The 26,785-nt window shown below is 61.7% G+C and carries 22 protein-coding genes; 11 read left to right on the top strand and 11 right to left on the bottom strand.

All coding sequences use genetic code 11. The features are described from left to right. Nucleotides 1–46: 46 nt before the first annotated feature. Nucleotides 47–988, bottom strand: a complete 942-nt coding sequence (locus I0K07_RS06055) for an ArsR/SmtB family transcription factor (protein ID WP_203291947.1) — start codon at nucleotides 986–988, stop codon at nucleotides 47–49. A gap of 97 nt (nucleotides 989–1,085) precedes the next feature. Between I0K07_RS06055 and I0K07_RS06050 the strand changes: the two genes are divergently transcribed. Then, a complete protein-coding gene (locus I0K07_RS06050) occupies nucleotides 1,086–2,354 on the top strand; it encodes a D-amino acid dehydrogenase (RefSeq protein WP_203291946.1) in 1,269 nt (422 codons plus the stop codon). Nucleotides 2,355–2,378: 24 nt separating this feature from the next. On the opposite strand, the gene I0K07_RS06045 is transcribed toward I0K07_RS06050, so the two are convergent. Beyond that, nucleotides 2,379–4,157 (bottom strand): NACHT domain-containing protein, encoded by a 1,779-nt coding sequence (locus I0K07_RS06045; RefSeq protein ID WP_203291945.1) that lies wholly within the window; start codon nucleotides 4,155–4,157, stop codon nucleotides 2,379–2,381. A 370-nt stretch (nucleotides 4,158–4,527) separates the two neighbouring features. After that, nucleotides 4,528–5,040, bottom strand: coding sequence for a MarR family winged helix-turn-helix transcriptional regulator (locus tag I0K07_RS06040; protein ID WP_203291944.1), 513 nt, complete (start codon nucleotides 5,038–5,040; stop codon nucleotides 4,528–4,530). A gap of 74 nt (nucleotides 5,041–5,114) precedes the next feature. Between I0K07_RS06040 and I0K07_RS06035 the strand changes: the two genes are divergently transcribed. Next, nucleotides 5,115–6,446, top strand: coding sequence for a S41 family peptidase (locus tag I0K07_RS06035; RefSeq protein ID WP_203291943.1), 1,332 nt, complete (start codon nucleotides 5,115–5,117; stop codon nucleotides 6,444–6,446). Between the two features lie 56 nt (nucleotides 6,447–6,502). Here I0K07_RS06035 and ettA read toward each other — a convergent pair whose 3' ends face one another. Continuing rightward, nucleotides 6,503–8,170, bottom strand: a complete 1,668-nt coding sequence (gene ettA / locus I0K07_RS06030) for an energy-dependent translational throttle protein EttA (protein WP_203291942.1) — start codon at nucleotides 8,168–8,170, stop codon at nucleotides 6,503–6,505. 91 nt (nucleotides 8,171–8,261) lie between these two features. On the opposite strand from ettA, the gene I0K07_RS06025 reads away from it, so the two are divergent. The 3 genes from I0K07_RS06025 to I0K07_RS06015 all read left to right on the top strand — a co-directional run bounded on the left by I0K07_RS06025 (nucleotide 8,262) and on the right by I0K07_RS06015 (nucleotide 11,789). Further along, the gene (locus I0K07_RS06025) at nucleotides 8,262–8,696 is read left to right on the top strand and encodes a hypothetical protein (RefSeq protein WP_203291941.1); all 435 of its coding nucleotides are present in this window, start codon (nucleotides 8,262–8,264) and stop codon (nucleotides 8,694–8,696) included. 88 nt (nucleotides 8,697–8,784) lie between these two features. Continuing rightward, nucleotides 8,785–9,453 (top strand): hypothetical protein, encoded by a 669-nt coding sequence (locus tag I0K07_RS06020; protein ID WP_238934614.1) that lies wholly within the window; start codon nucleotides 8,785–8,787, stop codon nucleotides 9,451–9,453. A gap of 89 nt (nucleotides 9,454–9,542) precedes the next feature. Continuing rightward, complete coding sequence (locus tag I0K07_RS06015) at nucleotides 9,543–11,789, top strand: S9 family peptidase (RefSeq protein WP_203291939.1); 2,247 nt, start codon at nucleotides 9,543–9,545, stop codon at nucleotides 11,787–11,789. Between the two features lie 86 nt (nucleotides 11,790–11,875). Here I0K07_RS06015 and I0K07_RS06010 read toward each other — a convergent pair whose 3' ends face one another. From I0K07_RS06010 to I0K07_RS05995, 4 genes are all read right to left on the bottom strand, one after another. Next, nucleotides 11,876–12,265, bottom strand: a complete 390-nt coding sequence (locus I0K07_RS06010; protein ID WP_203291938.1) for a hypothetical protein — start codon at nucleotides 12,263–12,265, stop codon at nucleotides 11,876–11,878. A gap of 161 nt (nucleotides 12,266–12,426) precedes the next feature. After that, the gene (locus I0K07_RS06005) at nucleotides 12,427–14,517 is read right to left on the bottom strand and encodes a TonB-dependent receptor plug domain-containing protein (RefSeq protein WP_238934613.1); all 2,091 of its coding nucleotides are present in this window, start codon (nucleotides 14,515–14,517) and stop codon (nucleotides 12,427–12,429) included. Between the two features lie 126 nt (nucleotides 14,518–14,643). After that, on the bottom strand, nucleotides 14,644–15,366 hold the full coding sequence (locus I0K07_RS06000) for a M48 family metallopeptidase (protein WP_203291936.1): 723 nt from the start codon (nucleotides 15,364–15,366) through the stop codon (nucleotides 14,644–14,646). Beyond that, on the bottom strand, nucleotides 15,363–15,968 hold the full coding sequence (locus I0K07_RS05995) for a TetR/AcrR family transcriptional regulator (protein ID WP_203291935.1): 606 nt from the start codon (nucleotides 15,966–15,968) through the stop codon (nucleotides 15,363–15,365). The genes I0K07_RS06000 and I0K07_RS05995 overlap by 4 nt, the downstream gene beginning before the upstream one ends. Before the next feature lie 138 nt (nucleotides 15,969–16,106). Here I0K07_RS05995 and I0K07_RS05990 point away from each other — a divergent pair, with 138 nt between their 5' ends. Both I0K07_RS05990 and I0K07_RS05985 read left to right on the top strand, forming a co-directional pair. Beyond that, on the top strand, nucleotides 16,107–17,261 hold the full coding sequence (locus I0K07_RS05990; protein ID WP_203291934.1) for a hypothetical protein: 1,155 nt from the start codon (nucleotides 16,107–16,109) through the stop codon (nucleotides 17,259–17,261). Nucleotides 17,262–17,266: 5 nt separating this feature from the next. Beyond that, nucleotides 17,267–18,181, top strand: a complete 915-nt coding sequence (locus I0K07_RS05985) for an OmpA family protein (protein ID WP_203291933.1) — start codon at nucleotides 17,267–17,269, stop codon at nucleotides 18,179–18,181. Between the two features lie 116 nt (nucleotides 18,182–18,297). On the opposite strand, the gene I0K07_RS05980 is transcribed toward I0K07_RS05985, so the two are convergent. Beyond that, on the bottom strand, nucleotides 18,298–18,822 hold the full coding sequence (locus I0K07_RS05980) for a GAF domain-containing protein (RefSeq protein ID WP_203291932.1): 525 nt from the start codon (nucleotides 18,820–18,822) through the stop codon (nucleotides 18,298–18,300). 62 nt (nucleotides 18,823–18,884) lie between these two features. Here I0K07_RS05980 and I0K07_RS05975 point away from each other — a divergent pair, with 62 nt between their 5' ends. Beyond that, on the top strand, nucleotides 18,885–19,655 hold the full coding sequence (locus tag I0K07_RS05975; RefSeq protein WP_203291931.1) for an SIMPL domain-containing protein: 771 nt from the start codon (nucleotides 18,885–18,887) through the stop codon (nucleotides 19,653–19,655). Here I0K07_RS05975 and I0K07_RS05970 read toward each other — a convergent pair. Beyond that, complete coding sequence (locus I0K07_RS05970) at nucleotides 19,652–20,725, bottom strand: SDH family Clp fold serine proteinase (RefSeq protein WP_203291930.1); 1,074 nt, start codon at nucleotides 20,723–20,725, stop codon at nucleotides 19,652–19,654. The genes I0K07_RS05975 and I0K07_RS05970 overlap by 4 nt on opposite strands. A 113-nt stretch (nucleotides 20,726–20,838) precedes the next feature. After that, on the bottom strand, nucleotides 20,839–21,747 hold the full coding sequence (locus I0K07_RS05965; RefSeq protein WP_203291929.1) for a S1/P1 nuclease: 909 nt from the start codon (nucleotides 21,745–21,747) through the stop codon (nucleotides 20,839–20,841). 221 nt (nucleotides 21,748–21,968) lie between these two features. On the opposite strand from I0K07_RS05965, the gene I0K07_RS05960 reads away from it, so the two are divergent. The 3 genes from I0K07_RS05960 to I0K07_RS05950 are packed head-to-tail and all read left to right on the top strand — an operon-like array spanning nucleotide 21,969 to nucleotide 26,721. Continuing rightward, complete coding sequence (locus tag I0K07_RS05960) at nucleotides 21,969–22,550, top strand: TetR/AcrR family transcriptional regulator (RefSeq protein WP_203291928.1); 582 nt, start codon at nucleotides 21,969–21,971, stop codon at nucleotides 22,548–22,550. Then, the gene (locus tag I0K07_RS05955) at nucleotides 22,547–23,623 is read left to right on the top strand and encodes an efflux RND transporter periplasmic adaptor subunit (RefSeq protein ID WP_203291927.1); all 1,077 of its coding nucleotides are present in this window, start codon (nucleotides 22,547–22,549) and stop codon (nucleotides 23,621–23,623) included. The genes I0K07_RS05960 and I0K07_RS05955 overlap by 4 nt, the downstream gene beginning before the upstream one ends. Then, a complete protein-coding gene (locus I0K07_RS05950) occupies nucleotides 23,620–26,721 on the top strand; it encodes an efflux RND transporter permease subunit (protein WP_203291926.1) in 3,102 nt (1,033 codons plus the stop codon). Before I0K07_RS05955 ends, I0K07_RS05950 begins: the two co-directional genes overlap by 4 nt. Nucleotides 26,722–26,785: the final 64 nt, after the last annotated feature.

Below are 26,785 nucleotides of genomic sequence, written 5' to 3'. Positions count from 1 at the left end.
CCGAGGAGCAGTCTAGCCTGAAAAGGCCGGCCGCCTAGCTGTGAAATTATGCAGGCTTGGCCGCGACCCAGATTTTCATGGTGAGCTGGCCACCCGGCTCTTCCGGGTGAAGCGCGACTTGTTCGCTCAGTTTCAGACCCGCACTTTCGATCCAGCTGCGCATTTCCTCGTCTGAGAAACCGAGCCGGCGGTGGTAGTGATCCTCGCGCAGGGTCTCCAGCTGGTGCGGGGCGAAATCCACGATCAGGAGATTGCCGCCGGGCTTGAGCACACGGGCGCATTCCTCCACGGCAAGGCCGGGATCTTCCAGATAGTGGAGTACCTGGTGAACCGTCACCAGATCGGCCGCCGACGTGTCAAAGGGCAGCGCCCCGACATCGGCATGGCGCACGGAGCAATGGCGCAAGCCCGCCTTTTCCAGGTTCAGGCGCGCCATGTTCAGCATGGAATGGTTGATGTCGACGCCGATCCCGCGCTTGAGACGGTCGGAGAAAACCTCCAGCACGCGGCCCGTACCGACACCGACATCGATCATCAGATCAAACGGGCCGTCACCGGCCAGCTTGCGCATCGCGGCCTCGACCTCATGGTCGGCCAGATGGAAGGAGCGGATCCGGTCCCAGTCTTCCGCCACACTCTCGAAATAGGCCTGGGCGGCATCGGCACGCGACTGTTTGATGGCTTCCAGGCGCGAGAAGTCCCGGGTCATCACCGGATCTTCCTCGGGCAGGAGATCATTGGCCATCTGGGCCAGGCGACGCCCGCCTCCAGCCTCGGTCAGCCGGTAGAAGACATAGGCGCCTTCCGGCAGGCGTTCCGCCAGTCCGGCTTCGGTCAGGAGTTTGAGATGGCGCGACACACGCGGCTGGCTCTGCCCCAGGATCTGGACCAGTTCGGAGACCGTCAGCTCTCCCCGCGACAGAAGGGCGGTGATACGCAAGCGGGTCGGCTCGGCAAGCGCCTTAAGCTGGGCAACCAGAGAATCCATGACATCCGGATCGGGTGAAGCGCACTAACGGCTTGCTTTTATCCGTATTGTCACGAAGTTCAAACCAGCCCGTGTATCTCGCTTGCCGGAGGCTGCCTTGCCTGCAAAGGAAATCCTGATCATTGGCGCCGGCCTGGCCGGAATCGCCTCCGCCTGGGCTTTGCGCCAGCGCGGTCACCGTGTGACCGTGTTCGATGCGCATGACGGACCGGCCGAGGAAACCAGTTTCGCCAATGCCGGGGCCCTGACCCCGTCCGAACCGGAACCCTGGAATGCACCCGGCGTGCACTGGCAGCTTCTCTCATCGCTCGCCGACCCGCACTCGCCGATGAAGCTGCGGCTGAAAGCCGTGCCCGGTCTGACGCCCTGGGGGCTGCGCTTCCTGTGGAATTCCCGTCGCAAACCCTATGAAGCCGCCTGCCAGGCCAATTTCGCCCTCTCCCATCACTCCCTGAAACTCACCCAGGCCGTGCGCGAGGCAGAGAAGCTGGACTATGACAATCTCAGCCGCGGCACGTTGAAAATTTGCCGCGAGGCGCCGCCGGAAGCCGTGCGGGACGGGATCAACAAGACGCTCGCCGACATGGGGCTGGCATCAGAAATTCTGGACGTCGAGCAGACCCTGGCCCGCGAACCCATGCTGGAAGCCGTGCGTGACCAGATCGCCGGCTCTGTCTTCTACCCGCTGGATGAGTCCGGCGATGCGCGCGCTTTCACCCGCGAACTGGCCAAGCGTGCCGAAGCGGCTGGCGTGAAGTTCGAATGGCAGACGCGCGTTCACGAACTGATCGACCGGGCCGGCCATATTATCGGCGTACGCACGGATGATGAAGAGATCGAAGTGGAGGCCGTTGTGCTGGCGACCGGCCATGCCAGCTGGAAACTCCTCGCCCCGCTCGGCCTGCACCTGCCGGTGCGTCCGGTAAAAGGCTATTCCCTCACCCTGGACATGTCGGGCCTCAATGAACGTCCGGGCCTGCCCGTCGTGGATGAGGCCTTGCACACGATTGCCACGCCGATGGGCGACCGGCTGCGCATTGCCGGGACAGCAGAATTCACCGGGCTCGACCGGACGCTGCGCGAAGACCGCGTCGACAATCTGCGCAATCTCCTGCGCTCGATCTATCCGCAAATCGCCGACACGCTGCTGTCGGGAGAAGAGAAGGCCTGGTGCGGCTTCCGTCCCATGTCGGCGGATGGACGCCCCTTCATCGGCGAAACACGGGCAAAGGGTCTCTGGCTGGTGACCGGTCACGGCCATCTCGGCTGGACCCAGGCCATGGGGTCCGGCGACGTCCTCGCTTCGCTGATGAGTGATGAGACACCGGCTATTGATACGCAGGCCTTCTCTGCCGCGCGGATCTAGCCGGCGGAAAAATCAACGCCTTGATTAAAACAGATCATCAATTTTGATGTCCATTTTGGCAACATTAGAAATCAATTCATCTCTCAATATTTTTAATCGGTTCAACAATTGGTTCCCGATTGAATCAACACCCAAACTAACAAGTATTTCTTCATTGTAATGGGCAAATTTTATAACCGTCACCCCTTTATCACCACTTCCTTGTTTAAGTCTAGGCGGAAGACTTTCGTTCAGAGCAGGCAACGACCCTCTAGCATCAACCACCGCATCAAACAGATCGTCGAAAAACGGAACATTTGAATAATTATTACTCAATAGCCTGATGAAATTTAAATATTCACCACCTCGAAGCCCTACCGAATGCCCCTGATGGATAACAATGGTTCCGTAAGCATCAAACAGTGCCTTGAGCCATGGGCGTCGGGCACCCTCAATTCCCTTGAGTAGCTTTTCAATTCGAGGAATTATATAGTACTTCTCTAATGAGACCCTATCAATCTGTAAAGCGTGATCCAATACTCGATCGCTCCAGTACTTAGCCTCCAAATATACACATGAAGATAATAACTTATCCTTATCCAACTTCGATAAGAATTTTGAACAGAAATACTCTTGGAACGACCTATGAGAAAAATAGTAACGCCCCGAATCATACTGCATCAGGCAAGTCGATTCAGTTAAATCCTTAACAACGGCGTCTATCCCATTAGCCCTTTGCTTAAGGTCATCACGCTTACTATTAACAAACTCAACACAGTCACGAAGCTGTCCAACATTGAAATCCCTGAGCCCGTCGAAATAACTCTTGGCACAAAAGATTTCAAAAAAGATGGACATGTCAACAATATCAAATGAAGTGTAACGCTGACGTTTATATCCCTTTTTTCTTAAATCATGCCTCTCAAATAATGCATCAAAGGCTTGATCATAAAATGCTTCAATTTTGAGCGGGAAATCCATCTTTTCTTCATATGAAATGAGCATCATGTTTACAAGCAATGGATTGGATAAGAAAGTTTTGTGTTTCTCGTACATACCCGGCAAATCATTAATAAAATTGCATGCATTTTCCAAGTATATAGATATTTTAGATACCAGTGACGTCACCTCCTCGAGGGAAAATGGAGAAAGTTTGTATGCATGAACCTCATCGACACCTTGAATTTCATTTGTATCTCTACTCGTTAGGAATACAGATACATTTTGCGGTGCCACCAATGCTGAATCTAAAAATTCAATCACCTTCGGCCGCTTATCGCCATTTAGCTCATCGAACCCATCTAGAAATAGAAGCGGCTTTATCTTGATTAACTGAGACCATGTAATTCCATTATTATTCATTTGCTCAGAAATCGTATTTATTATATGATTCTTGAACTGAATATCTTTATCGTTATAGCTACGCAATTCTATGAATATTGGAAACCGGTCTTTATGCTGAGTTAGTATTCGATGAAGAGCATACTTCACCAACATGGACTTTCCTGAGCCAGCAACACCGCGGATCAGGCAGCTTTCTCCTGCAATGAAACGATCAATAACAATATCGTCGTTGTATTCTTGCGCGCTCGAAATCAGACGCGCATTTTGATATAGATCGGACACGCTTCGCGGCTGGTCTGGGGCCGCCAGAATGCGAATTTTTTGTGTACGCTGAAATAGCCCATCTATGTAGTCTTGGTAGTCCGATAATCCAAAATTCAGTCCACGCTTTACCTGAGAGCTGATCGCGTCGAATCCCGTTTTCGCCGCCGACTTGACTAGTTCGGAAATAGCAATTCCAAGAATCGTGTTTTCATCCATGCGAGTGGCCCCTGTTTGTTATTGCTAACGTTGTACCCAATTTGGTGACTTTAGGATACTCGCGAGATCATCCCCAACCCTAGCGGGCGAAGATCCGTTTTTCAGAACATGTTCATGCATGTGAAACCCAAATCGGGCCTCAGTTGGCCAAAAGCGAGGTATGTGACGCAAGCTTGATGCAGTTGGTTCTGGTGAGCACTGATGCGTTAGCACTTGTTCTTGGAATTTTTTGCGGTTCGGCACGTCGGCCACACAACAGGAAAGGCCCACATAGTCTTTCTAATTTCCACCAGAATAGGCTTCGATTCATCCCACCGACCTGTGACCTATAGGGAGGAAGTGCTCGCAGAATTGTAGATTTAGGCCCGCACTAACCATCGCCCATCCGGGCATCGAAACCCTTGCGATCCAGCGCCTCTTCAAAGGCCCTCGCGGCCGCAAACAAATCCATGCCGGTTTCAGCAAACATCTCCCGATAGACGGCGCAGGCCCGGTCCATATAGACGGCAATGCGCTCGGCCTCTTCACGCCCGGCATCGGTCAGGCGCAAGGGTTTGCGCCGGGCGTCATCCGGGTTTTGACCCCGCTCCACAAAGCCCAGCTTCTCCAGCGTTTTCTCCGTCTTGATGACACCGGCATGGGTGACCCCCAGGCGCGGCGCGATCTCGGTAACGGTGAGGTCCGCGCGGGACAGGAGAGAGATGAAGGAAAAGGCGCGCAGCGGCGCGCGAATCCCGGCCCGCTCAGCTGACGGCCCGCCCTCTTCCACCAGGCGATCGACGATCTGGCCCAGCAAAAGCCCCAGAAATCCCGGCGCCATTTCATCATGGATGAGCGTGTCCACGCCTTGTTTTCCGCCTGGCTCCACCGTGTCTGCCATCATTATCTTGCCTTGGCTCATCACTTCCGTTACCAGTTACGTAACTGGTTACAAATAATCAAAACACGGTTTGTCTGATGATGAAAGCACTCACTTCCGCTCTCGTATTCGGCCTTCTGGCAGTCAGTCCGGCCAGCCTGGCCCAACCGGCCCAACCGGAGACCTTCACTGCGGCCCAGCTGGCCGCGGATCTGGAGGAATGGGAAAACTGGCTTTTCGCCACCCACCCCGATCCGGGCTTCTCCATGGATGTCGCAGCCGTCGAAGCACGGTTCGACGCCATCCGTGCCGAGCTGGACGACAATTATACCCGGCGGGAGGCCTGGCTGGCCCTGTCACCGCTCAACCCGCTTTTCGCTGATGGCCATATCACCCTGCGCCTGCCCGGGGATGACTATCAGGCCTATCTGGATGCAGGAGGGGCCGAATTCACCTTGCCGGTCCGGCTCTCAGCGGAGGGCTTGCAGATAGCCCCGACCGTCGCCGAAAGCGCGCAAGTCGAGGCCGGCAGCCGGATCGACCGGATCAATGGGCAGGAAATTGCCCCCCTCATGGAAGCCGCCCTGTCCCGCATCCATGGCGACAGTGACGGGCTGCGCCGGCATTTGCTGGAGACGCGCTTCTCGCAATATCTGTGGGCGCTGACAGGCGGCGCGGACATCTGGGTGCTGAATGTGACCTGCCCGGACGGCTCCCGCCGCACGATCCGGCTCGATCCGTCGCGCGACGTGGCGGACGCGGACCACGCCACATCCAGCCTGGAGTTCCGTGGCAATGCCGCCGTGCTGATCCTGAACTCCTTCATGCCGGACCAGACGCCCGATTTCCATAACTTCGTCGACGAGGCCTTCGCCGAGATCGATGAACGCGGAACGGATGTGCTGGTCATCGATATCAGCGAGAATGGCGGCGGCGCCCACATGCTGTCGGACCATCTCCTCAACTATCTTACGACACAGCGGCACACGCCGCTCTCCGCCGTCACGGCGCGGATCACGCCGGAAAACCAGGCCCTGATCCCGGGGTCCGAGATTGGCCAGGTGATCTCCATGCCGTTTGCCCAATGGGTCGAACCGCCGGCCGACTGGCCGCACCGGTTTGACGGGCGTTTCGCCTTCCTTGTGGGCGCTGGCAGTTACTCCCAGTCCATCGTGCTGGCCGCCACAGTCCAGGATTTCGGCATCGCGCCGGTGGCGGGCCCCGGTACGGAAGGCCGCGCCAATTCCACCGGCCAGGTCCAGCTTCATCCGCTGACCGAAACCGGTCTGGAAGCCGTCGCCCCGATCTATGTCTTCACTCGGGCGTCCGGAGACATGTCCGCCGATCCGATCATCCCGGACATTCCGCTGAGCGGGTCGAGAGAAGAGCAGATCGAAGCGCTGATCGGGATATTGAGATCCACCCACTGAAACAAAAAAGGCCCGGCGAAATCGCCGGGCCTTTTGCTTGAAACCGTTTGCTGAGATCAGCGTGCGAATTTCTGGAATTTGATGCGCTTGGGCATGTCGGCGTCGGGGCCGAGGCGGCGCTTCTTGTCTTCCATATAGTCGTGGAAATTGCCCTCGAACCATTCCACATGGCTGTCGCCTTCAAAGGCGAGGATGTGGGTGGCCAGACGGTCCAGGAAGAAACGGTCGTGCGAGATGACCACGGCACAGCCCGGATAGACTTCCAGCGCCTGTTCCAGGGCTGCCAGCGTTTCCACGTCCAAATCGTTGGTCGGTTCGTCGAGCAGGAGAAGGTTGCCGCCGGTCTGCAGCGTCTTGGCCAAGTGGACGCGGTTGCGCTCACCACCGGACAGGAGGCCGACTTTCTTCTGCTGGTTGCCGCCCTTGAAGTTGAAGGCGCCGACATAGGCGCGGCTCGGGACTTCCTTGCCGCCCAGATCGATCATGTCATGACCGCCGGAGATTTCCTCCCAGACCGTCTTGTTCGGATCGAGCGCATCGCGCGACTGGTCGACATAGGAGAGTTTCACGGTTTCGCCGAGGCGGATCGTGCCCTCATCCGGCGTGTCCTGGCCGGTGATCATCTTGAACAGGGTGGACTTGCCCGCACCGTTCGGACCGATCACGCCGACCACACCACCCGGCGGGAGCTTGAAGGAAAGGCCATCAATGAGGAGCTTGTCCTCGAAGCCCTTCTTGAGGTTCTCCACTTCCACGACAACACCACCCAGGCGCGGGCCCGGCGGAATGTTGATCTGGGCGTGGTTGATTTCGCGCTTCTCGGCGCTCTCGCGCAGTTCCTCATAGGACTTGATACGCGCCTTGGATTTCGACTGCCGGGCTTTCGGGGACGAGCGGATCCATTCCAGTTCGCGGGCCAGCGCCTTGTCCTTGGAGGAGGCTTCACGATCTTCCTGGGCCATGCGCTTGGCTTTCTGTTCCAGCCAGGCTGAATAGCCGCCTTCATACGGGACACCACGGCCGCGATCGAGTTCGAGCGTCCAGGTGGTGATCGAGTCGAGGAAGTAACGGTCGTGGGTCACGACCAGGACGGCACCTTCGAACTTCTCCAGATAGGTCTGGAGCCAGTGGACGCTTTCCGCGTCGAGGTGGTTGGTCGGTTCGTCGAGCAGCAGCATGTGCGGTTCGGACAGGAGCAGGCGGCACAGAGCCACACGGCGGCGCTCACCACCGGACAGGTCCGTCACACCCCAATCGGAGGGCGGGCAGCGCAGGGCCGTCATCGCCATCTCGATCTTGCTGTCGATGTCCCAGGCGTCCTGGTTGTCGATCTGCTCCTGCAGCTCGGTCATCTCGGCCATCAGCTCGTCGGTATAGTCTTCCGCAAGCTGCATGGAGACGGCGTTGAACTTCTCCAGAAGCTGTTTCTGGGCAGAGCCTTCGATGACGTTTTCCCAGACGGTCTTGGTCTCGTCGAGAACCGGTTCCTGCGGCAGATAACCGACGCGGACACCCTTTTCGGCCCAAGCCTCACCGGTGAATTCGGTATCCATGCCGGCCATGATCTTCAGCAGGGTGGACTTACCGGCACCATTGACGCCGACGACACCGATCTTGGCGTCGGGCAGAAAGTGCAGGGAAATATCCTGGAAGACCGGCTTGGCAGCGCCCGGATAGGTCTTCGACAGCTTGTCCATGTGATAGACGTATTTATAAGCCGACATGGTGGAAGGGCTCTCTTTGTCCTTGGGGGGAAATCTGAACGGCACCGTCTAGCGGAGACAGGCCGTCAGGGCAATCGGCATGGGGGATAACATGCTGCAACGCGTGATCGAAAATTCCATTGAAACCAAATTGCGTTCAGCCACGACCTCACCGCTCGGCGGGCATTGGATCGGGCAGTATGATTATCCATTCGCAGAGCCCGGTGTCCCTTTTGTGGCCACCCTCTCACATGAAAGCGGGGGTTTTACGGGAACGAGTTCTGAACCCAACACATTCAGCCGTGCCGGCGGCAGCCATCTGATTGCCGAGCTGAACGGTGTACTGACCGCCGACAGTATCGAATTCTCCAAGGTTTACCGGAACGTCGCCGATGCCACCCACACGATTTTCTATTCCGGCATTCTTTCGCCGACACAGGACCGGATCGAGGGTGAGTGGTATATCCCCATCCCCTGGCGCAATGATTTTGGCGGAAGCTTCTGGATGAAGAAGGACAAGACCGCGCATCCAGCCCCAGAGGACTGAGCTCGCCGAAACGCGTCAGAGGGGAGTTAACTTTGACGCATGGATCGCGCATTTTAATGAAAGGGCTCACGGCTTTGGGGGAAGCATTGTGATCGAGGGGATTTTCAGCGGCTTCTTGGACTGGCTCACCAGTCACGCCACGCTCTACTGGCTCAGCTGGATCGGTGTCGGCCTGGCGCTCCTCGGCGTGCTCGTCCTGGTTTGGTCGCTCCTCTCCGTCGTGCGCGATTTCGACGAGGCCCATCTCATCCGCCAGCAGCGCGGCCCCAAGGCCATCCGCGCCAAGACGATCCGGCGCAATATCGCCAAGTTCGAGGACTATGCTGGCCATGCCGTGCGCACGATTGCCCTGCGCACCTCCGGCCTCATCCTGGTCGGTGTCGGACTGCCCGGCCTGATCCTCGCCCTGATTGCCTGGAACCAGCCCTGGTTCATCCCGAACGAGGCCGTCCTGCTGATCGATGGTGTTCCCGCCAGCGCCCATGACCAGTCGGTCAGCCAGCTGGGAGTCTTCATCCTCGACCAGGCCCTGCGGGGCGGTCTGAGCGATGCGTTCGAAGTGTTCGGCCTGCAGCTCTCCGCCTTCCAGAACAATCCGGAAAACATCCTCTTCTCCAGCTTCACCCTGGGCTACCGCCTGATCTGCGGCCTGGTCGTGGCGGCCATCCTCTATGTGATCGGCCGTATCGTGCTGGGCTATCGCAATCTCAGCGCCGCGATTGCGGAGCTGAAGGCGGAGCTGGAGACGGCAAGCTAGTTGAGCACCTTGCTCAATCACACCCCGCCCTCTCCCCTTCCCGCGCGCCCGGCGCTAGTTTCGCGGGCAGAACAGTTCGGGGAGTTCTCATGAAATACGCTGTCCTGGCCCTGTCCGGCCTCGCCCTTGCCGCCTGCCAGCCGGCTTCCACGCCGGAACCGGAGGGCGATACCGGTCCGGCACTGACGGTGGAACGCGTCTATGCGAGCCCTTCCCTGACCGGATCCGCGCCGCGCAATCTGAGCTTCTCGCCGGACGGGACGCGGGTGACCTTCCTGCGGCCGAAGGAAGAGGACGCCAATGTTCTCGACCTGTGGGCGATGGATATTGATGGCGGTGAACCCTATCGCCTGGTCGACAGCCGGGTGCTGGCGCCGGAAGAACGAGAGCTTTCCGAAGCCGCCCGGCAGCTGCGCGAACGCGCCCGGGTCACCGGGTCCGGCATTGTCTCCTATCAGTGGGACAGCCAGGGCGAGGCCATTCTGGTACCGCTGGACGGCGATGTCTTCCATGTCGAGGTGGAGGGTGGTCGCGCCCGGCGCCTGATGGAAACCCCGGAATATGAAACCAATGCCCGCATCTCCCCGCGCGGCAATTTCGTCTCCTTCATCCGCGATCAGAATCTCTACGAGATCAGCCTGATGACCGGGGCCGAGCGGGCCCTGACGACGCGCGGCGGTGGCCTCATCTCCTGGGGCATGGCGGAATTCGTGGCCCAGGAAGAGCTGGGCCGGCGGACCGGATACTGGTGGTCCCCGACCGAGCAATACATCGCCCTGGCCCGCGTCGATGAAAGCCCGGTCGACAATATCCAGCGCATGGAAATCGCTGCCGACGGTTCGGCCACCGTGGTCGACCAGCGCTATCCACGCGCCGGCACGGACAATGCCCTGGTCGAGCTCTTCATCCTCGACCGCGATACCGGCGAGGCCGTGCAGGTGGAGCTGTCCGACACGGATGACATCTATCTGGCCCGGGTGAACTGGTCGCGCGATGGCGCCACCGCCTATGTCCAGGTGCTCAACCGGATGCAGAATGAACTGACCATCCTGGCGGTCGATCCGGCCACGGGCGAGAGCTCGGTCTGGCTGGAAGAGACCACGGATGTGTGGATCAATCTGACCAATGATTTCCGCGCCCTGCCCGATGGCAGCGTGATCTGGACCAGCGAAGACACGCCAGGCGGCTATCGCCATATCCAGCACCGCGCCGCCGATGGCAGTCTGATCACCCAGGTGACGTCGGGCGACTGGCTGGTCAATGAGATCGATGCCGTGGATACCGAAAACGGGCTGGTCTATTTCACCGGCTGGATGGAGACCCCGCTGGAGCGCCACGCCTATGTCGTGCCGCTGGACGGGTCGGCCGAACCGACGCGCATCACCTCCGGCGAAGGCCGCTGGTCGGTCAGCTATAATCGCGGCGCGACGGCTTTCATCGGCACCTATAATGACAGCGCGACCCCGTCCCAGACGGCGCTCTACGCCAATGATGGCGAGCGCATCCGCTGGATCGAGGAGAATGCCGTTATCGAGGGGCATCCCTATTTCGACTATGCGGACGACCATATCGTGCCGCAATTCGGCACGCTGACGGCGGCGGACGGAACCGAGCTGCACTACCAGCTCTACCTGCCGGCGGATTTCGATCCGTCCCGGCAATATCCGGCGATCCAGTATCTCTATGGCGGCCCGCACTCCCAGCAGGTGCATCGCGGCTGGCAGGGTTTCCGCCCGCAGCTCTTTGCCCAGCGCGGCTATGTCTATTTCACCATCGACAATCGCGGCGCCTGGAACCGGGGCCGGGAGTTTGAAAGCCATATCCAGCGCCGCATGGGCTCGGTCGAGGTGGAAGACCAGCTGGTCGGCCTGGACTATCTGAAAAGCCTGGACTTCGTGGATGCCGACCGCGTCGGCATCTGGGGCTGGTCCTATGGCGGCTATATGACCCTGATGACCACGCTGCAGGCGCCAGGTGCCTATGCGGCGGGCGTGTCCGGCGCTCCGGTCACCGACTGGACGCTCTATGACACGGCCTATACCGAGCGCTACATGGATCATCCGGATGCGAATTTTGAGGGCTATCAGGCCTCTTCCGTCTTCGCCCATCTGGAAAATTACGAGACCCCGCTCCTGCTGATCCACGGCATGGCCGATGACAATGTCATCTTCGCCAATTCCGTGCGCCTCTACGCCCAACTGCAACAGCAACGCGCCCAGTTCGAGATGATGACCTATCCCGGCCAGCGCCACGGCGTGCGCGGCGAGGACCGCTCGGTCCAGCTCTGGACGATGGTGCTGGATTATTTTGATCGGCAGTTGGGGAATGAGGACTAGGTCTTTGCCGGTCCGCTAGCGCGGACGCCCCTCACCCGGCGCATACGCGCCACCCTCTCCCCGGTGGGGGAGAGGGGGTAAAAGACTCAGCCCGCGTCCAGCACGCCTGTGACCCATTCGACCGCCGCGTCTGCGTCGGGGAAGGCGCGCGAGGGTTTGCGGGCAGCTTCCAGGCGGCGGGTCATATAGATGCAGCGGCCGATCTGGTTCTCATTATAGACGAAGGCGACCGGGAATCCGTCCGGAAGCCCGTCGCAATACGTGTCCGCAATGCGGGAATATTCCTCGATGGGATGCGTGAGCGTGCAGCCGCTGTAATCCATGACGAGGCCCTGATTCCCCGCCTTGCGGATTCGCTCGACCCGGTCGGTCACGGCTGATAACGCGCCGCTCAAACTTGTCTCGCCGCGCAGGGTGGCCACGAGCACGCGGCCGTCCGCCATGGCTGTTTCATCAAAACCACCGGGTTCCGACATGGCAATTTCCTCCCGACGCGGTGCCGGGCGTCTTGGCGCCCCGGTCTTTTTCGCGTCTCAGGGGAGAATCGCCCGCAATCGTGAGCAATTGGTATATGGCGGTTTGCGCCCCGCCGGCCCGACCGGGTGGCGTCCGGTCCGGACACCACCCGCAGATCGGCCTAGAAGGTCGCCCTCGCCCAGAGCGAGACATAGCCGCCCAGATCCCGATCCTGGATTTCACGGGCGCGAACCACATCATTCGCCCGGCTGCCATCATAGAAAGTGCGGGTACGGCGCTGGTTGGCGGCGGTGAAGTCGCCATATTCCAGATTGATCGTCATGCCCTCGATGATCGTGGTTTCCACGAAGACGGTCAGCTGGGGATCGGTGCGGTCGAAATCATACCCGTCCGAATAGCGGAACAGGTCCTCATTGCCCTGGACATAGGCGCGCCAGCCCCAGGCCAGGTCCCGCTGCGGCAGGTTCTGGCGGAAATCGGCGGACAGGCGCCAGTCCTCATTGCCGGCAAAGCGGCGGGTGGCGCCGGTGGTCGGGTCGGTCACTTCGGTATGACGCAGCACACCGGTCAGGTTGAGCCGGGCATCACCCAGTCCATACCCGTCCAGCGGCAAGCTGGTCTCCATGATGAGATAGGTGCGGTGACCATCCCCGATATTGCCCGGCGCGTCGAAGGTGACCGAAGCCACCGGCACGGCATTGGGATCGAGGATCAGGGTGACCGGACGGGAATCCTGGACATCCTGGACGCGTTCATGGGTGAGCGAGACGGAGACGGTTCCATCCTCGCCCCAGCGCCGCTCCCAACGGGCGGTACCGCGCCAGGTCTTCTGCGGCACGAGTTCCGGATTGCCAATCAGGGTCTGGTCGTCGCGCGGATTCACCTCACTGGCGAACTCGTCAAAGGAGAGCTGGGCCACCGAGCGCACAAGGGTGAACTCCCACTGAGTCTCTTCGGACGGGGTCCAGGTCAGCGAAATCGACGGTTTGGGATAGTTGAAGGAGCGCTCGCGGCTGGCATCACCGGTCTGTTCGATGGTGGAGCGTTCAAAACGGAAGCCGGACTCCACCGTGACATCGTCCATCGGGCGCCAGACATGGGAGGCAAAGAGCTCGCTGCGGCGTTCCTCGACCCGCGTATTGGCCACCGGCAGGGGCACGGCGACGGGTCCGGAGCCCGTGTCCTCGGTGATCGCCAGGGCATTGTCGAGATAGTTGAGCGCGGTCTCCGCCCCGAACTCGAAGGAATGCCGCTCGCTCATCTCCCAGGTCAGCGTGCCGCGCAGGGCCCGTTCGCCACTGTCCACCGCATTGTCGAACCAGGTCGTGCTGCCGGATCCGGCATAGGGCGCAAACAGGAAGCTGTCGGCAGACTCATAGGTGTCGTCGCGGTTGAGCAGGACCACTTGCCCGGACACGCTTTCGCTGAAGGGCCGCTCATAGGTCAGCGTGCCTTCCCAGCTCGTTTCCTCAACATCGGAGCGGAACAGCTCGACCCGGTCCGGCGCACCGGACGCGTCATCGACCAGGGAGCGGTCATTCACCAGGGTTTCCGAATAGCTGCCATTGAGCGAGAGATTGATGCGCGACCCGTCCTCGAAGACGTGGTTCACCGACCCATTCAGCGAGGGCGTCATCAAGCGCTGGGAGGTCCGCTCATCGCGGGTCTCGATCAGGGTGCCCGCGGCGTCTTCAAAGCGCTCACTGCGCAGGGAGGGCGCCGCATTCTGGGCCAGTCCGGCACCCAGGGTCAGGCGTGTCTGGCCGATTTCCCAACTGGTCGATACATCAAAGCCGGGCACGGCGACATCACTGCCCACGAAATAGTCGATCCCGGCGGAAACCGTGGTCGAGCGGGCACTGCCGGAGGTCAAAACCAGGTTCACCACGCGGGACTGGCCGCGCATGTCGACACCCGGCACCGCCTCGCGCACCAGTTCCACACGTTCGATCCGGTCTGCAGGAATGCGCTGCAGGATGTCTTGGATGGATTCCGACTTGGTGTTCTGCCGCTCCCCGTCCACCAGGACATTGGCAAAGGTGTCGGCCAGGCCGCGCACGGACGCGCCATTATCGATCGAGAAGCCGGGCACCTGCCGCACCATGTCGAGCGCGGTTACCGGGTTGTAGGCCTCGAAATAGGGCGGCTCATAGGTCAGCACGGCCCCGTCATGCGACACGGTCTGGGCCCAGGCCGGCGTGCAGGCCATTGCGGCCAGCGCGGCGCTGGCGAGAAACAGTTTGCGGTTCATCATGTCCCCTGAAATCAGCGTGATCGCATCACGCATCCCTGTCTGGCCGTTCTATTGGCAGGCAAGCAAACACAGGAAGCCTACAGACGGCTTAATGTTCCGTAGGGAAACAGTTGCGGCAAACCGCTAGAACGCCACCCAGCGATCCGCTTCCGCGCGCATGCGGTTGCGACGGTCCTGCCAGTCCGGCATCAGGCTTTCCACCACGCGCCAATAGGCGGGAGAGTGATTGGGCTGGACGAGATGGGCGGCCTCGTGGGCGCAGACATAGTCGATCAGCGCTTCCGGGAAGCCCATCAGGCGCCAGTTGAGACGGATGGTGGCATCGGAAGCGCAGGAACCCCAGCGGCGTTTCTGGTCGCGGATGATGACCTTGCGGACCGGACGGCAGAGCTGGGCGGCATAGGCTTCCACTTTGGGCGCCATCAGCGCCTCCCCCTCGCGCTTGTAAAAGCGTTGCAGGGCGGATTTCAGCGTGCGCTCGCGCAGCTCGCCGGTCAGGGCCGGGTCGGCCTTCAGGATCAGCCGGTCCGCCTCGCGCCGAACGGCCGTGCGCACGCCCTCACCCCGGATGACCAATTCCAGCTCGCCACCCAGCCAGGGCAGGCGCTCCCCGCTTTCCAGCGCAAGTTCGCGGCGGGCGGGGCGATTAGTCCAGTCATCCAGCTTGGTGAGAATCCAGCCCGCCTTGCTCTCCAGCGCCCGGCCAATCTCGCGCTCGGACACGCGCATCGGCGCGGTCACAGCCAGACCGGCACGCGAGATGGAAAAACCGATCGTGCGACGACGTGATCGTTTCAGCGTGAAGGCAATCTCGCGGCCGTGAAGCTGGATGGTATGCGTGGTCATGTCTCTTTCGGCGGGATGAGGCCTTCCACCCCGAAACGGCGGATCAGGCAGAGCTGGTCGATCAGGTCTTCTTCCGACATCCGCTCACGATCGTCCAGCCACCAGTCGAGCAGGTGGAAGACAGCACCGACCTCGCAGCGCGCCGCGGCTTCGGGATTGAGATCCGGACGCGCCCAGCCATCGGCCTGGCCCTGGCGCAGCTCGCTGACCCGCAATTGCGCGATGGCATCCACAACTTCGCGCTGGATCGGATCATCCCCGGCCCCGCGAGACAGCAGGAGGCGGAAGAGCGGGCCATGCAGGGCGGCAAAGGCCACGACGCCGGCCATGGCGGCGCGATCAATCTCGGTCCGGCTGCCATCCATGGACTGGGTCAGGTAGAGGCCGGCCAGAACGGTCTCCTTGCCGGCGCGCATCACTTCGACAAAGAGCGCATCCTTGTCCGGGAAGTGGGTATAGAGCGTGCCCATGGCGACACCGGCTTCACGGGCGATATCCCCGATCCGCGTGCCCTCCAGCCCCTTCTGCGCAAACACGCTCGCCCCGGCCGTCACCAGCTTGGCCCGGGTCTCGTCCTTCTGCTCGCTGCGGCGCTTGGCCAATTTTCCACTCCGGACACACGAATCAATTCACTGAAAATATATTCATTGAACATTCATTCAGCAAATGTATTATGCCATCAGGTTTCCCGGAAGGACTGAACCTGCGGGAAAACTTGAAACGGCAGCGGGGAGGACGCGATGCGGATTCTGGTATGTCTGACAAGCCTGGTGGCCATGCTGGCCCTCAGCGGAACCGCCCAGGCCAATTGCCGCTGGCAGGCCGATATGCGGCTGGTCGGCGTTCACCCCGGCTTCGGCAGCATCTCCGATCATGCCTGGCCGCTGGCCAATCTTCAGACCCGCGTTCGGGTCCGAACGCCAGGCGGCTGGTGGAATACCGCCAACTGGCCGGCTACCAGCACGGATGCCAACGGGTTTGCCAGCATCACATCAGCCGTCGCGTTCGCCGATCCCGACTGCCAGACACGGCGGGAGTTCGAAGTGCAGGTCCGCAATTTCGACACCAATATGCAATGGCGCACTGTCTACTCGGAGTCCAAACAAGGTCCGACCGGGATGACCGGGCTGATGAGCCCGGCTCCGGTGCACACGATCGAACTGGGCAATCTTGTGCTGGATGGCGAGTTCCGCGGCTCCGGCGTGATCTTCGTGGAAGGCATTGGCGATCCACCTGTGGTGTGGAGCTCCGGCGGCGAAGGTGGAGATGACACAGGTCCGCAAATCAACGACGCCCCTGTCCCGGACCAGGATGATGATGAAGACGCATCCTCCGGCCCGCCGGACCTGACCGGCGCGAGCCTGCAGGAAGACCCCTGCCACATCTATCGCCTGCCGATCGGCCAGGATGTCGAATTCCGCTTCGGCCAGCTCACCGCCCAGCCCGGCCCGGTCTCGCCCGATCAGGCGCTGCGGGTGGAGAACCGGCTTGCCGGCGGCCATGTCACGCTGAACCGGCTCGCCATGCATTTCGGCGTTGAGAATGCCGGACAGGATGATTTCCATGCCGTCTACCACTGCCCGGTCGAGGTTCATGTCAGGCTCAATGAAGGTCCGGGGGAACGCGGCGGGGATGGCTGGTCCAATCCCTGGGTCGCCCCGATCCATGACATCGCGGTCAACCAGGTTCGCCCGATGGCGATCAATGTGAACCTGCTCGGTGCCGGCGACGATCTCGTGGGCGAATGGGGCCAGGACTATGAATACGTGCTGATCGAGATCACGCTCGACGCCACCAACCGGATCGCGGAAACCGCCGAAGGCGACAACACGATCCTCCATTGTTTCCACGCCCCCTCCCAAAGCTTTGCCGCCATGGCCCAATGCGAAGGATGATTGTCATGATCCGTACGATTATTTCCTGCCTTACCCTGACCCTGATCATCGCCGGGACCGTGACCGCAGCGCTGGCCCAGGAAGAGGTCTCCGGTCATCCGCTGATCTCGCCCTATCCGGGTTCCGACGGCGGTGGCGAAACCTGGCGCTATGACGCCTATGCATTGATCACCGGATTTGATTTCGATGCCCGCCAAGCGGTGACCGAACGGATCGAGGGCCGGATCACACGGCTCTATTTCGACAATCCGGACGAGCGCTCGGAACTGGAGATTTTCACCAATTACCGCGAAGCCCTGGATGAGGCCGGTTTCCGCGAGATCTGGGCTTGCGCCGGGGATGGCAGCTGCACCACCTCCTCCTCGCGCAATGCTTTCTACCAGGCCAATGAGATGCGGGCGATCAACGGGCCCAACTCCCATTACGCGGTCGGCACGCTGAGCTTTGAAGGGCATCTGGCCTATATCGCGATCGGTGTCGGCCGGCATGGCACTTCGATCGATATCGTCGAGACGGATGAGATGGATCGCGGCCTGGTGGCGATCAGTGCCGAAGCGCTGGCCGGCGGACTGGATGCGGAAGGACATGTCCGCGTCGACGGGCTGCTCTTTGCCCATGACAGCGATGAACTGCTGGCAGAGTCCGCTCCGGCCCTGACTGCCCTGAACGACCTGCTGGTCCAGCGTCCCGGCCTGTCACTCTACATTGTCGGCCATACCGACATGACCGGCAGCCTGGCTTATAATCTGCGTCTGTCCGAACGTCGCGCCGCCTCGGTGCGCACCGCCCTGATCGAGGATTACGGGATTGATCCGGACCGGCTGGAGGCCCGCGGCGTGGGTCCGCTGGCGCCCGATGCCACGAATGTTTCCGAAGATGGACGCGCCCTCAATCGCCGCGTCGAGATTGTCGCGCGCTAGCGCTCCAGCCATACGCCCGGCCAGCCGCTGATCGCGCGGCGCCCCAAAACGGCCGGGCCAGGGCGGCGGGACCATGCCCAAACCCAAACCCGGTCCTGCCGCCCGATCCTTTCGGGTCAGGCGATTGTCAGGAGATCGGCGCAGATGGCTTCCAGACCGGCCTGGTCCTCGGAGTCGAAGGCGCCGAATTCGGTGCTGTCGATATCCAGCACGGCGGCCAGCTGGCCGTTGGCATCGAGGACCGGCACCACGATTTCCGAATTGGAGCGGCTGTCGCAGGCGATATGGCCGGGGAAGGCGTGAACGTCTTCCACCAGCTGGGTCTTGCCGGTCGCAGCCGCGGCACCGCAGACACCCTTGGAGAAGGGAATGCGCAAACAGCCCAGCGTGCCCTGATAGGGCCCGACCACCAGCTCATCGCCCTTGGCCGGATCGACCTCATAGAAGCCACACCAAAAGAAGCGTTCGCCGAAGGCTTCGCGGAGCAGGCAGGACGCGGTCGCATAACGGGCGGTCCGGCTCGTCTCTCCGGCAATCACGGATGCGATCTGCTTGCGGACATCGGCGTAAAGTTCAGCCTTCAAAATGCCACTCTCCTGCTGGGTTGAAGCCTCAGTTTGGCCATTTGTGATTGTTGCCATCGAACAACGGCCACTGGCCGTTGAATGGGGGCGCTTGGGGCGCAAATCAAGGGGGAGAACTCATGTCACCTTATATCCGCTACGGGCTTCTGGCCGGAAGCCTGGCACTGGCCGCCTGTCAGCCGGCAGCTGACGATACACAGTTTGTCCTGGTCGAAGGACGCGGCCAAACCGAAGCCGAGCCAGATGCGTTCAGGCTCAGCCTGTTTGTCGAAGCCAATGGGCCGGACCGCGAGGCCGCCTTGCGCGAAGCCAGCGAGATCAGTGACCGGATCGCGGACATCCTGCCCCGGATGGAGGGGCTGGATTGGATCGAGGTCAACCGGAATGATGCCAACATCCGGACAGCCTATGAACAGTCTGATTGCCGGCGCAGCTATAACCGGCCGGCCAATTGTGTGCCGGTCGGCCATGGCGTTGAGATCAGTATCTCTGTTGAAGCGGGGCCGGTCAGCGAAGCCGGAAACCTGGCCAGTCTGGCCAGCGAACTGGGAGCCCGGGGCAGCGAACTCAGCGGCTTCTACCGTCGGGACGAGGGTCATCAGACTCAGCAGGCTCGACAGGCCGCCTATCAAGATGCCCGCAGCCAGGCCCTTCTGCTGGCCGATGCCGCCGGACTGGAGCTCGGACGCGTTATCCAGATCCAGACGGTAGAGGACTTCTACAATGGTGGCGCGATGCCGCGGAGCCGAATAGCCTTCGCCGAACCCATGCTTGCTGCGGAGGAGCCGGCCATTGCGAGCATTCCACTGCAACTGGATCCGGAAGTCCGGCGCTATGAGGAGCGGATCACGGTCCGGTTCGAACTGGTCGAGCCAAGCACGAGTGACTAGATCCGGACCAGGCCGCGCAGGGATTGGCGGATCTGGTGGTCGAGGCGCTGTTTGGCCTCTTCCCCCGGATCACCGGAACGGCGGGTATGGCCGCCGGAGGCGCGGCCATGGCCCTCGCCTTCATCATCATCCTGGTCCGAGGTCTCGTATTCCAGCCGCGTATTGATCATGCGGATACGGGCATCGACCAGGCCGTAAATCGTCTCGGGAACCTTGGGCGAGACATTCATGCCCAGATCCTTGGCCTCTTTCGGCGAAATGGCCTGGCTATGGGACAGCCTGCCGGAAGCCAAATGGTCGGCCAGGGAATTGTCGTTCGGCTTGCCGTGCGGCTTGTGCGCCGGATTGACGATCTGGCGCGCCACTTTCAAGGCGTACTGATCGTATTTCTCCGCCTCATGGGCCAGCATGACGAGCACGTCCTGGGTCGCCAGCACGCCCTTCTGCTCCAGCAGCGCCTTGTAGGCATCCGACGGGAAGCCGCCATAGATCGTGTCGATCGGACCGAGCGAGGCGGTCGGATCCATCGCCACCTTGTCGGCGGCCAGGGCGATCATCGTGCCGCCGGACATGGCGACATAGGGGATATAGGCCACGACCTTGGGCTCGCGCCGCGGATTGTGATGGCCCTTGGCCTTCTTGAGATGCTGTTTGAGCGCCTGGGCGATCATGTGGGCCGGGCGGGCATAGCCGCCCAGAGTGTGCAGCACGACCACGATATTGGCCCGCGCATTGGCCTGGCGGATCGAGGCCACGGCCTCGAAGGCTTCGTCGAAGGCGATCTGCTGCTGCGCGCTGTCGCGGCCGACGAAATCATCGCCGAGGTCATGGATGAGATCGATCAGCACCGTATTGCCGGTCTCGATCTTCTTGCGCAGCCGCTCATATTCCTGCTTCGCCGCGGCATAGTCAGCAAAGCGCTTGCGGCGCAGTTTGACGATTTGCTGGCGGTCATGCGTGGTCTGCTGGCGATTGATATGCGCCATGATCGCAAAGCCGATCAGGGCGAGCAGCACCAAGGCTGCCGCCACCGACCCGATCAGGACAGAATTATCAATCCCGTCAATCACGCTCACCCCCTCACATGGCATCGACCCCCGCCGACGCGCACAGAGGGAAATATTAACCGTATCCTAACAAGTCCGACAAGCCGTTTACGGCCCGCACGCCCCGTGCCGGAGGATCAGTCCAGGGCGCCGGAACCGGGAAGGTCTGGAACGGTGCGGGCGGTCTGTGTACGGCCTTCCACGATCTGGTTCAGCAGGCCGGCCAGGCGGACACCGGCTGCCTGCAGGCGTTGTTGCGAAATGCGCAGACCGGTCTCGTAGTAGTGGTCGCCCGGCTCGATCGGGGCGTTTTCTGCGCGGGCCCAGTAATAGGCAAACTCGCGCGAGCGCACGATGTCATGGCTTTCCTGCGCCCAGCCGATCGGGTCCAGGGGCGTGTAGACATCCACGCCGGCCAGCGGAATGCCGGCCGCCAATTCCTCGGCGAAATACTGCCAGCGCTCGTCGGCCGGGGCCCAGGCCCACTCCCCGGCCATGTAGTCCAGGATGATCTCGCTGTCCCAGACCCGGTGGAGATTGGTGTGACGCTCGCCGCGCCAGAGCACATTGATATCATTGCCGCCCCGGTCACCCGCGATGGAGACATGCAGGGGCTGGTGGATATCGCCCATCCAGTGCGCCAGGAATTTCAGCGCTTCCAGACGATCCGCATCGCTGCGGGATGCGTCCGCAAAGATGCCGGCGTGAAGATCAATGGCGGAGGTGACACAACCATTCTCGGCGCAATCCTCGGCATCGACATGCGGGTCATTGCGCTCCTGATTGATATAGTGCCAGGGCGCGGTATGGCGGTGGGTGGAGCCCCGCACCTCGTCCGCCCAGGAGCAGACATCACGGAAATGGGTGAATTGCGGATCCTCGGCGACCAGACGGTCGACTTCGGTGCGTGCTGCGTCGGACAGATAACGATAGGCCAGGTCGCACACGATGCGGTGACCGTCGCGCCCATAGGCCTGCGCCGGCTCAACACTGATCAGGCCGGCGATCATTGCCGCCACGGCCACACTCCGAACAATCCAACTCATCTGGCTCTCCGCCTCACCTTTGCCCATGCCCCCGCACGGGCTGGATAGGCGGGCCCGGATCATGAATCCACTAGCCAAAAGACGTGTTGGATCAGATCACTACCCCTGGTTGGCGGGGCGATGAAAAGCGGGTTTTCGGCGCAGGCCCAACCTCATGGCGGGATTCATGAAAGCGTTACTGTACCGTCCGGACGGTATTGACTGTACCGTCTGGACGGTTTATGTGCAGCGCAACAATTCTCAAAGGACTGCCCGTGCTGGAAAAGCCGAACACCAAGGATGTCATCCTCGATGCCGCCGAAGCTGTCGTCGCCCGCGACGGGTCCGGCCGGCTGACGATTGATGCTGTTGCCGCCGAGAGCCAGGTCTCCAAAGGGGGCGTGCTCTATCACTACCCCAACAAGCTGGCCCTGCTGGAAGCCATGGTCGCCCGCATGATCGACAGCATTCTCGCCGAGATCGCGGCCGCTCGTGAAACGGCCGAAGCGGCCGGCGAACCGGTCCTGCCGCGGGTCGTGGAAGCCCTGCTCGGCCGGATGAAGGCGCCGGACAGTGTGTCCCAGGCCCTGCTGGCGGCCTCCGCTGAACAGCCCGGCCTGCTGGAAGCGGCCACCGCGCCGATCGCGGTGGAGTTCCAGCGCGTGGCCGACAGTTCGGCCGATCCGGTCCTGGCCCAGATCATCCTGTTGAGCCTGGACGGGCTGAAGCTGAGCCAGCTGCTCGGCCTGCGCCATGTCCGGGAAACCGAAATCACAACCATTCTGGAACGCCTTCTGGCGATGTCCCGGGAGATGCATGCATGACCGCCCGCCCCTTTGCCCTGCCTCTGGCCGCTGCCCTTTTCCTGGGCGCCTGCTCGGGCGAAACGGTCACGCAAGAAGCGCCGCCGCGCCTGGTCCAACTTGGCCAGGTGGAAGCCCTGTCCGCTCAGTCCAGCCATGAATTTGTCGGCCGTGTCGAAGCGCGCCTGACCGTGGACATGGCCTTCCAGGTCGGTGGACAGCTGGCAGAATTGCCGCTCAATGAAGGCCAGCGAATTGCCCGCGGCGACCTGGTCGCCCAGCTCGACCTGGAAGATTTCCAGCGCGCCGAGCGCGAAGCCCGTGTCCAGCTGCAGCAGGCCCGCAATGATCTGGAGCGCCAGCAGACCCTGCATGATCGCGGGATTGCCTCCCAGGCCGCCCTGGACAATGCCCAGACCCAGTACGACCTGCGCGCCGTGGCGCTGGAAACGGCCCGCCGCAATCTGGGCTATGCCACGCTGGAAGCGCCCTTCGATGGGCTGGTGAGCCGCCGCCTGGTGGACAATTACACCATTGTCTCGCCGGGCCAGGCGATTGCCCGCATCCAGGATGTCGGCGAACTGCGCGTCTCCATCCCGGTTTCCGAAGACATGGTCGCCACATTCGACCAGTCCAATCTGCGTTCGCTGACCGCCACCTTCTCCTTCCTGCCGGGCCGGTCCTTCGATCTGGAGCCGCGGGAACTTGTCTCCGAGCCGGATGCCGCCTCGCGCACCTATCGCGCCATTGCCGCCCTGCCCGCCGATCTGCCCGCCAATATCCTGCCCGGCATGACGGCGAGCGTGTCCGCCGAATTCGCGCGTGACGCCGAACAGCGCGCCACGGTGCGCGTGCCCGTCGCGGCGGTCGCGGAACGTCCCGATGGCAGCCGCGTGGTCTGGGTCTATGACGAAACGACCGGCACCGTATCCGCCCGCCCGGTGGAAACCGACGGGTTGAGCGGCGCCCACGTCATCCTGACCAGCGGCGTCGAGCCGGGCACGCCCATCGTGACCGCCGGCGTCTCTTCCCTTTATGAAGGCATGGCCGTGCGTCCCCTGTCCCAAAGCGAGCCGCTGGACCTGCCGCGATGAGCCTGCCACAGAACCCGGCCGTCTCCCTGGCGCGCCTTTCGATCGAAAAGCCGGTCCTGACCTGGCTGGTCATCCTGTTCTGCCTGCTCGGCGGGCTTTTCGGCTTCAACAATGTCGGCCGGCTGGAAGACCCGGCCTTCACGATCAAGCAGGCGATCATCTTCACCCCCTATCCCGGCGCAACCGCGGAAGAGGTGGAGCAGGAAGTCACCGAACGTCTGGAGATCGCGATCCAGCAGATGGATGCGGTCGACACGATCACCTCGGAATCCTCGCCCGGCATGTCGGAAATCCATGTCGAGATGCAGGACACGATCGACAGTGCCGACATCAATGATGTCTGGACCGAGCTGCGCGCCAAGGTCTCCGACGCAATCTCCGGCCTGCCTCCGGGCGCAGGCACGCCCATCGTGTTCGATGATTTCGGCGATACCTATGGCCTCTTCTATGCGGTCACCGCCGAGGGTTATTCCGATGACCGGATCCGCGATGTCGCGCGCATGCTGCGGCGCGAACTCCTCACCGTGGAGGATGTCGCCAAGGTCGCCGTCGAGGGCGAACCGGAAGAGCGCATCTATATCGAGATTTCCCAGGAAAACCTCGCACGGCTGGGCCTGTCCTATGAGGGTTTGCTGGCCGAGTTGAACCGGGAAAACACGGTGGTGTCTGCCGGCTCAGCTCCGTTGGATGGCCGCTATGTCCGCATCGAGATTCCGCAAACGCTGGGCGGGGTGGACGCGGTCCGAAACCTGCTGATCACGCCGCGCAATGGCGGCCAGGCCATCCGCCTGTCCGATTTCGCCGAGGTGATCCGCGCCCCGGTCGAACGCCCCAACCAGTTCATCTACCACAATAATATGCCCGCCTTCACACTGGGCGTGGCCGGCCTGCCGACCGCGAATATCGTCGATGTCGGCCATGCCGTTGAAGCGCGTCTGGCCGAGCTGGAAGCCGGCCTGCCACTGGGCTTTGAGCTCCACCCGATTTACCAGCAGCACATCGTCGTCGATGAAGCGATCAACTCCTTCCTGTTCAGCCTCGCCCTGTCGATCGCCATCGTGGTGGGCGTGCTGTGCGTCTTCATGGGCTGGCGCGCCGGCCTGACCGTGGGCAGCGCCCTCTTCCTCACCGTCGCCGGCACCATCTTCTTCATGGACATGTTCGCCATCGAGATGGAACGCATCTCCCTGGGCGCGCTGATCATCGCCATGGGCATGCTGGTCGATAATGCGATCGTCGTCGCCGAAGGCATGCTGACCGGTGTGATGCGCGGCAAGAAGCGCCTCGATGCGGCCGAGGATGCCGTCACCTCGACGCAATGGCCGCTGCTGGGCGCCACGGTGATCGGCATTCTGGCCTTTGCCGGGATCGGCCTGTCGCCGGATGCCACCGGTGAATTCCTCTTCTCCCTGTTCGCCGTGATCGGCATTTCCCTCCTGTTGAGCTGGGTGATCGCCGTGACCGTTGTGCCCATGGTCGGTTTCCATCTCTTCTCGGCCCAACGCGAAGCGAGCCTGGCACGCGAGGGTGAGCCGGAGAGCGATGACGAGATCTATTCCGGCCGCCTGTTCAACGCCTATCGCGGCCTGCTGGGCGGTGCCCTCAGGCATCGCTGGCTGGTCCTGATCGGCCTGATCGGTGTGACCGTGGTGTGCTATGCCGGCTTCGGCCAGGTGAAGAATGCCTTCTTTCCGCCGGCCAATACGCCGATGTTCTACGTCAATGTCGAACATCCCGAAGGCACGGACATCCTGACCACCGACGTCACGCTGCGCGATATCGGCACCTATGTCGGCGAGCAGCCGGAAACCGTCAGCTTCGACACATTTGTCGGCGCCGGCGCAACGCGCTTCATGCTGACCTATCACTCCGAACAGCCCAATACAGCCTATGGCCAGATCATCGTCCAGACCCGTCATCGCGACGAGATCCCGGCCCTGGCGGACCGTATCCTGGACCATGTCCGCAACCAGTATCCCGATGTGGATGCCCGTGTGGACCGGATCGTGTTCGGCCCGCCGACCGGGGCCCAGCTGGAAGCGCGCTTCATGGGGCCGGATGCCGATGTCCTGCGCGACCTGTCGGAACAGGCGATTGCCCGCCTCTATGAGGATGGCCGCTTCATCGATATCCGCACGGACTGGCGCAATCGCACACCCACCCTGCGCCCGGTCCTGATCGAGGGCCGTGCCCAGACGATCGGTGTCACCCGCGAGAACCTGGCCAATGCCCTGCAATTCGCCACGGATGGCCGTCAGGTCGGCGTGCACCGCGAGGGTGAGGAACTCATTCCGATCATCGCCCGCGCGCCCGCCTCGGAACGCGCCGACCCGGCCTATCTGTCCGAGCGCCTGGTCTGGAGTTCCTCCCAGGAAGCCTATGTGCCGATCGACCAGGTCGTCTCCTCCTTTGCCCTGGATTTCGAGGATGTCCTGATCCAGCGGCGCGACCGCACGCGCACCCTGTCCGTGCGGGCCAATCCTCCCGAAGGTGAAACCGCGGCCCAGGCCTTCGAACGCTTCCGCCCGCTGATGGAGGCGATCGAGCTGCCGGTCGGCTATTCCCTGGAATGGGGTGGCGAGCACGAGGCCTCGGTGCGGGCGAATGAATCCCTGGGCGGACAATTGCCGCTCACCTTCATCGCCATGCTGACCATCTCCTTCATGCTGTTTGCCAAGGTGCGCCAGCCGCTGATCATCTGGGCCGTCGTGCCGATGGCGGTGAATGGTGTGGTGATCGGCCTGCTGGCGACCAATGTCGCCTTCTCCTTTACCGCTCTGTTGGGCCTGCTCTCCCTGTCGGGCATGCTGATCAAGAATGCGATCGTGCTGGTCGACGAGATCGACATGCGCATCAAGGGCGGGGCCGACCGGATGGATGCCGTACGGGATGGCTCGGTCAGCCGTCTGCGCCCGGTGCTCCTGGCCGCCTCGACCACGATCCTAGGCATGACGCCGCTGCTGTTCGATGCCTTCTTCCAGGGCATGGCGGTGACGATCATCGGCGGGCTGACTTTCGCCACCCTGCTGACCATGATCGCGGTGCCGGTGCTCTACGCGCTCTTCTTCAAGATCCGCGCGGAACGAGCGGCCGCATAGACCATCCACAAACCTGTATGGCCGGAATGCTGGACATTCCGGCCGCAAGGCCCAACCTTGCCCC

Origin of the sequence: Maricaulis parjimensis (genome assembly GCF_016817355.1) — a bacterium.
In the GTDB taxonomy this organism is placed as follows: Bacteria; Pseudomonadota; Alphaproteobacteria; order Caulobacterales; family Maricaulaceae; genus Maricaulis; species Maricaulis parjimensis.
This window is presented reverse-complemented; position numbering and strand designations above follow the sequence as displayed.

Bases quoted from the DNA above. Each gene is read 5' to 3' on its own strand.
- I0K07_RS06055 (WP_203291947.1), bottom strand. From the start codon at position 988: ATGGATTCTCTGGTTGCCCAGCTTAAGGCGCTTGCCGAGCCGACCCGC.
- I0K07_RS06045 (WP_203291945.1), bottom strand. From the start codon at position 4,157: ATGGATGAAAACACGATTCTTGGAATTGCTATTTCCGAACTAGTCAAG.
- I0K07_RS06040 (WP_203291944.1), bottom strand. From the start codon at position 5,040: ATGATGGCAGACACGGTGGAGCCAGGCGGAAAACAAGGCGTGGACACG.
- I0K07_RS06035 (WP_203291943.1), top strand. From the start codon at position 5,115: ATGATGAAAGCACTCACTTCCGCTCTCGTATTCGGCCTTCTGGCAGTC.
- ettA (WP_203291942.1), bottom strand. From the start codon at position 8,170: ATGTCGGCTTATAAATACGTCTATCACATGGACAAGCTGTCGAAGACC.
- I0K07_RS06025 (WP_203291941.1), top strand. From the start codon at position 8,262: ATGCTGCAACGCGTGATCGAAAATTCCATTGAAACCAAATTGCGTTCA.
- I0K07_RS06015 (WP_203291939.1), top strand. From the start codon at position 9,543: ATGAAATACGCTGTCCTGGCCCTGTCCGGCCTCGCCCTTGCCGCCTGC.
- I0K07_RS06010 (WP_203291938.1), bottom strand. From the start codon at position 12,265: ATGTCGGAACCCGGTGGTTTTGATGAAACAGCCATGGCGGACGGCCGC.
- I0K07_RS06005 (WP_238934613.1), bottom strand. From the start codon at position 14,517: ATGAACCGCAAACTGTTTCTCGCCAGCGCCGCGCTGGCCGCAATGGCC.
- I0K07_RS06000 (WP_203291936.1), bottom strand. From the start codon at position 15,366: ATGACCACGCATACCATCCAGCTTCACGGCCGCGAGATTGCCTTCACG.
- I0K07_RS05990 (WP_203291934.1), top strand. From the start codon at position 16,107: ATGCGGATTCTGGTATGTCTGACAAGCCTGGTGGCCATGCTGGCCCTC.
- I0K07_RS05985 (WP_203291933.1), top strand. From the start codon at position 17,267: ATGATCCGTACGATTATTTCCTGCCTTACCCTGACCCTGATCATCGCC.
- I0K07_RS05980 (WP_203291932.1), bottom strand. From the start codon at position 18,822: ATGGCAACAATCACAAATGGCCAAACTGAGGCTTCAACCCAGCAGGAG.
- I0K07_RS05975 (WP_203291931.1), top strand. From the start codon at position 18,885: ATGTCACCTTATATCCGCTACGGGCTTCTGGCCGGAAGCCTGGCACTG.
- I0K07_RS05965 (WP_203291929.1), bottom strand. From the start codon at position 21,747: ATGAGTTGGATTGTTCGGAGTGTGGCCGTGGCGGCAATGATCGCCGGC.
- I0K07_RS05960 (WP_203291928.1), top strand. From the start codon at position 21,969: ATGTGCAGCGCAACAATTCTCAAAGGACTGCCCGTGCTGGAAAAGCCG.
- I0K07_RS05955 (WP_203291927.1), top strand. From the start codon at position 22,547: ATGACCGCCCGCCCCTTTGCCCTGCCTCTGGCCGCTGCCCTTTTCCTG.
- I0K07_RS05950 (WP_203291926.1), top strand. From the start codon at position 23,620: ATGAGCCTGCCACAGAACCCGGCCGTCTCCCTGGCGCGCCTTTCGATC.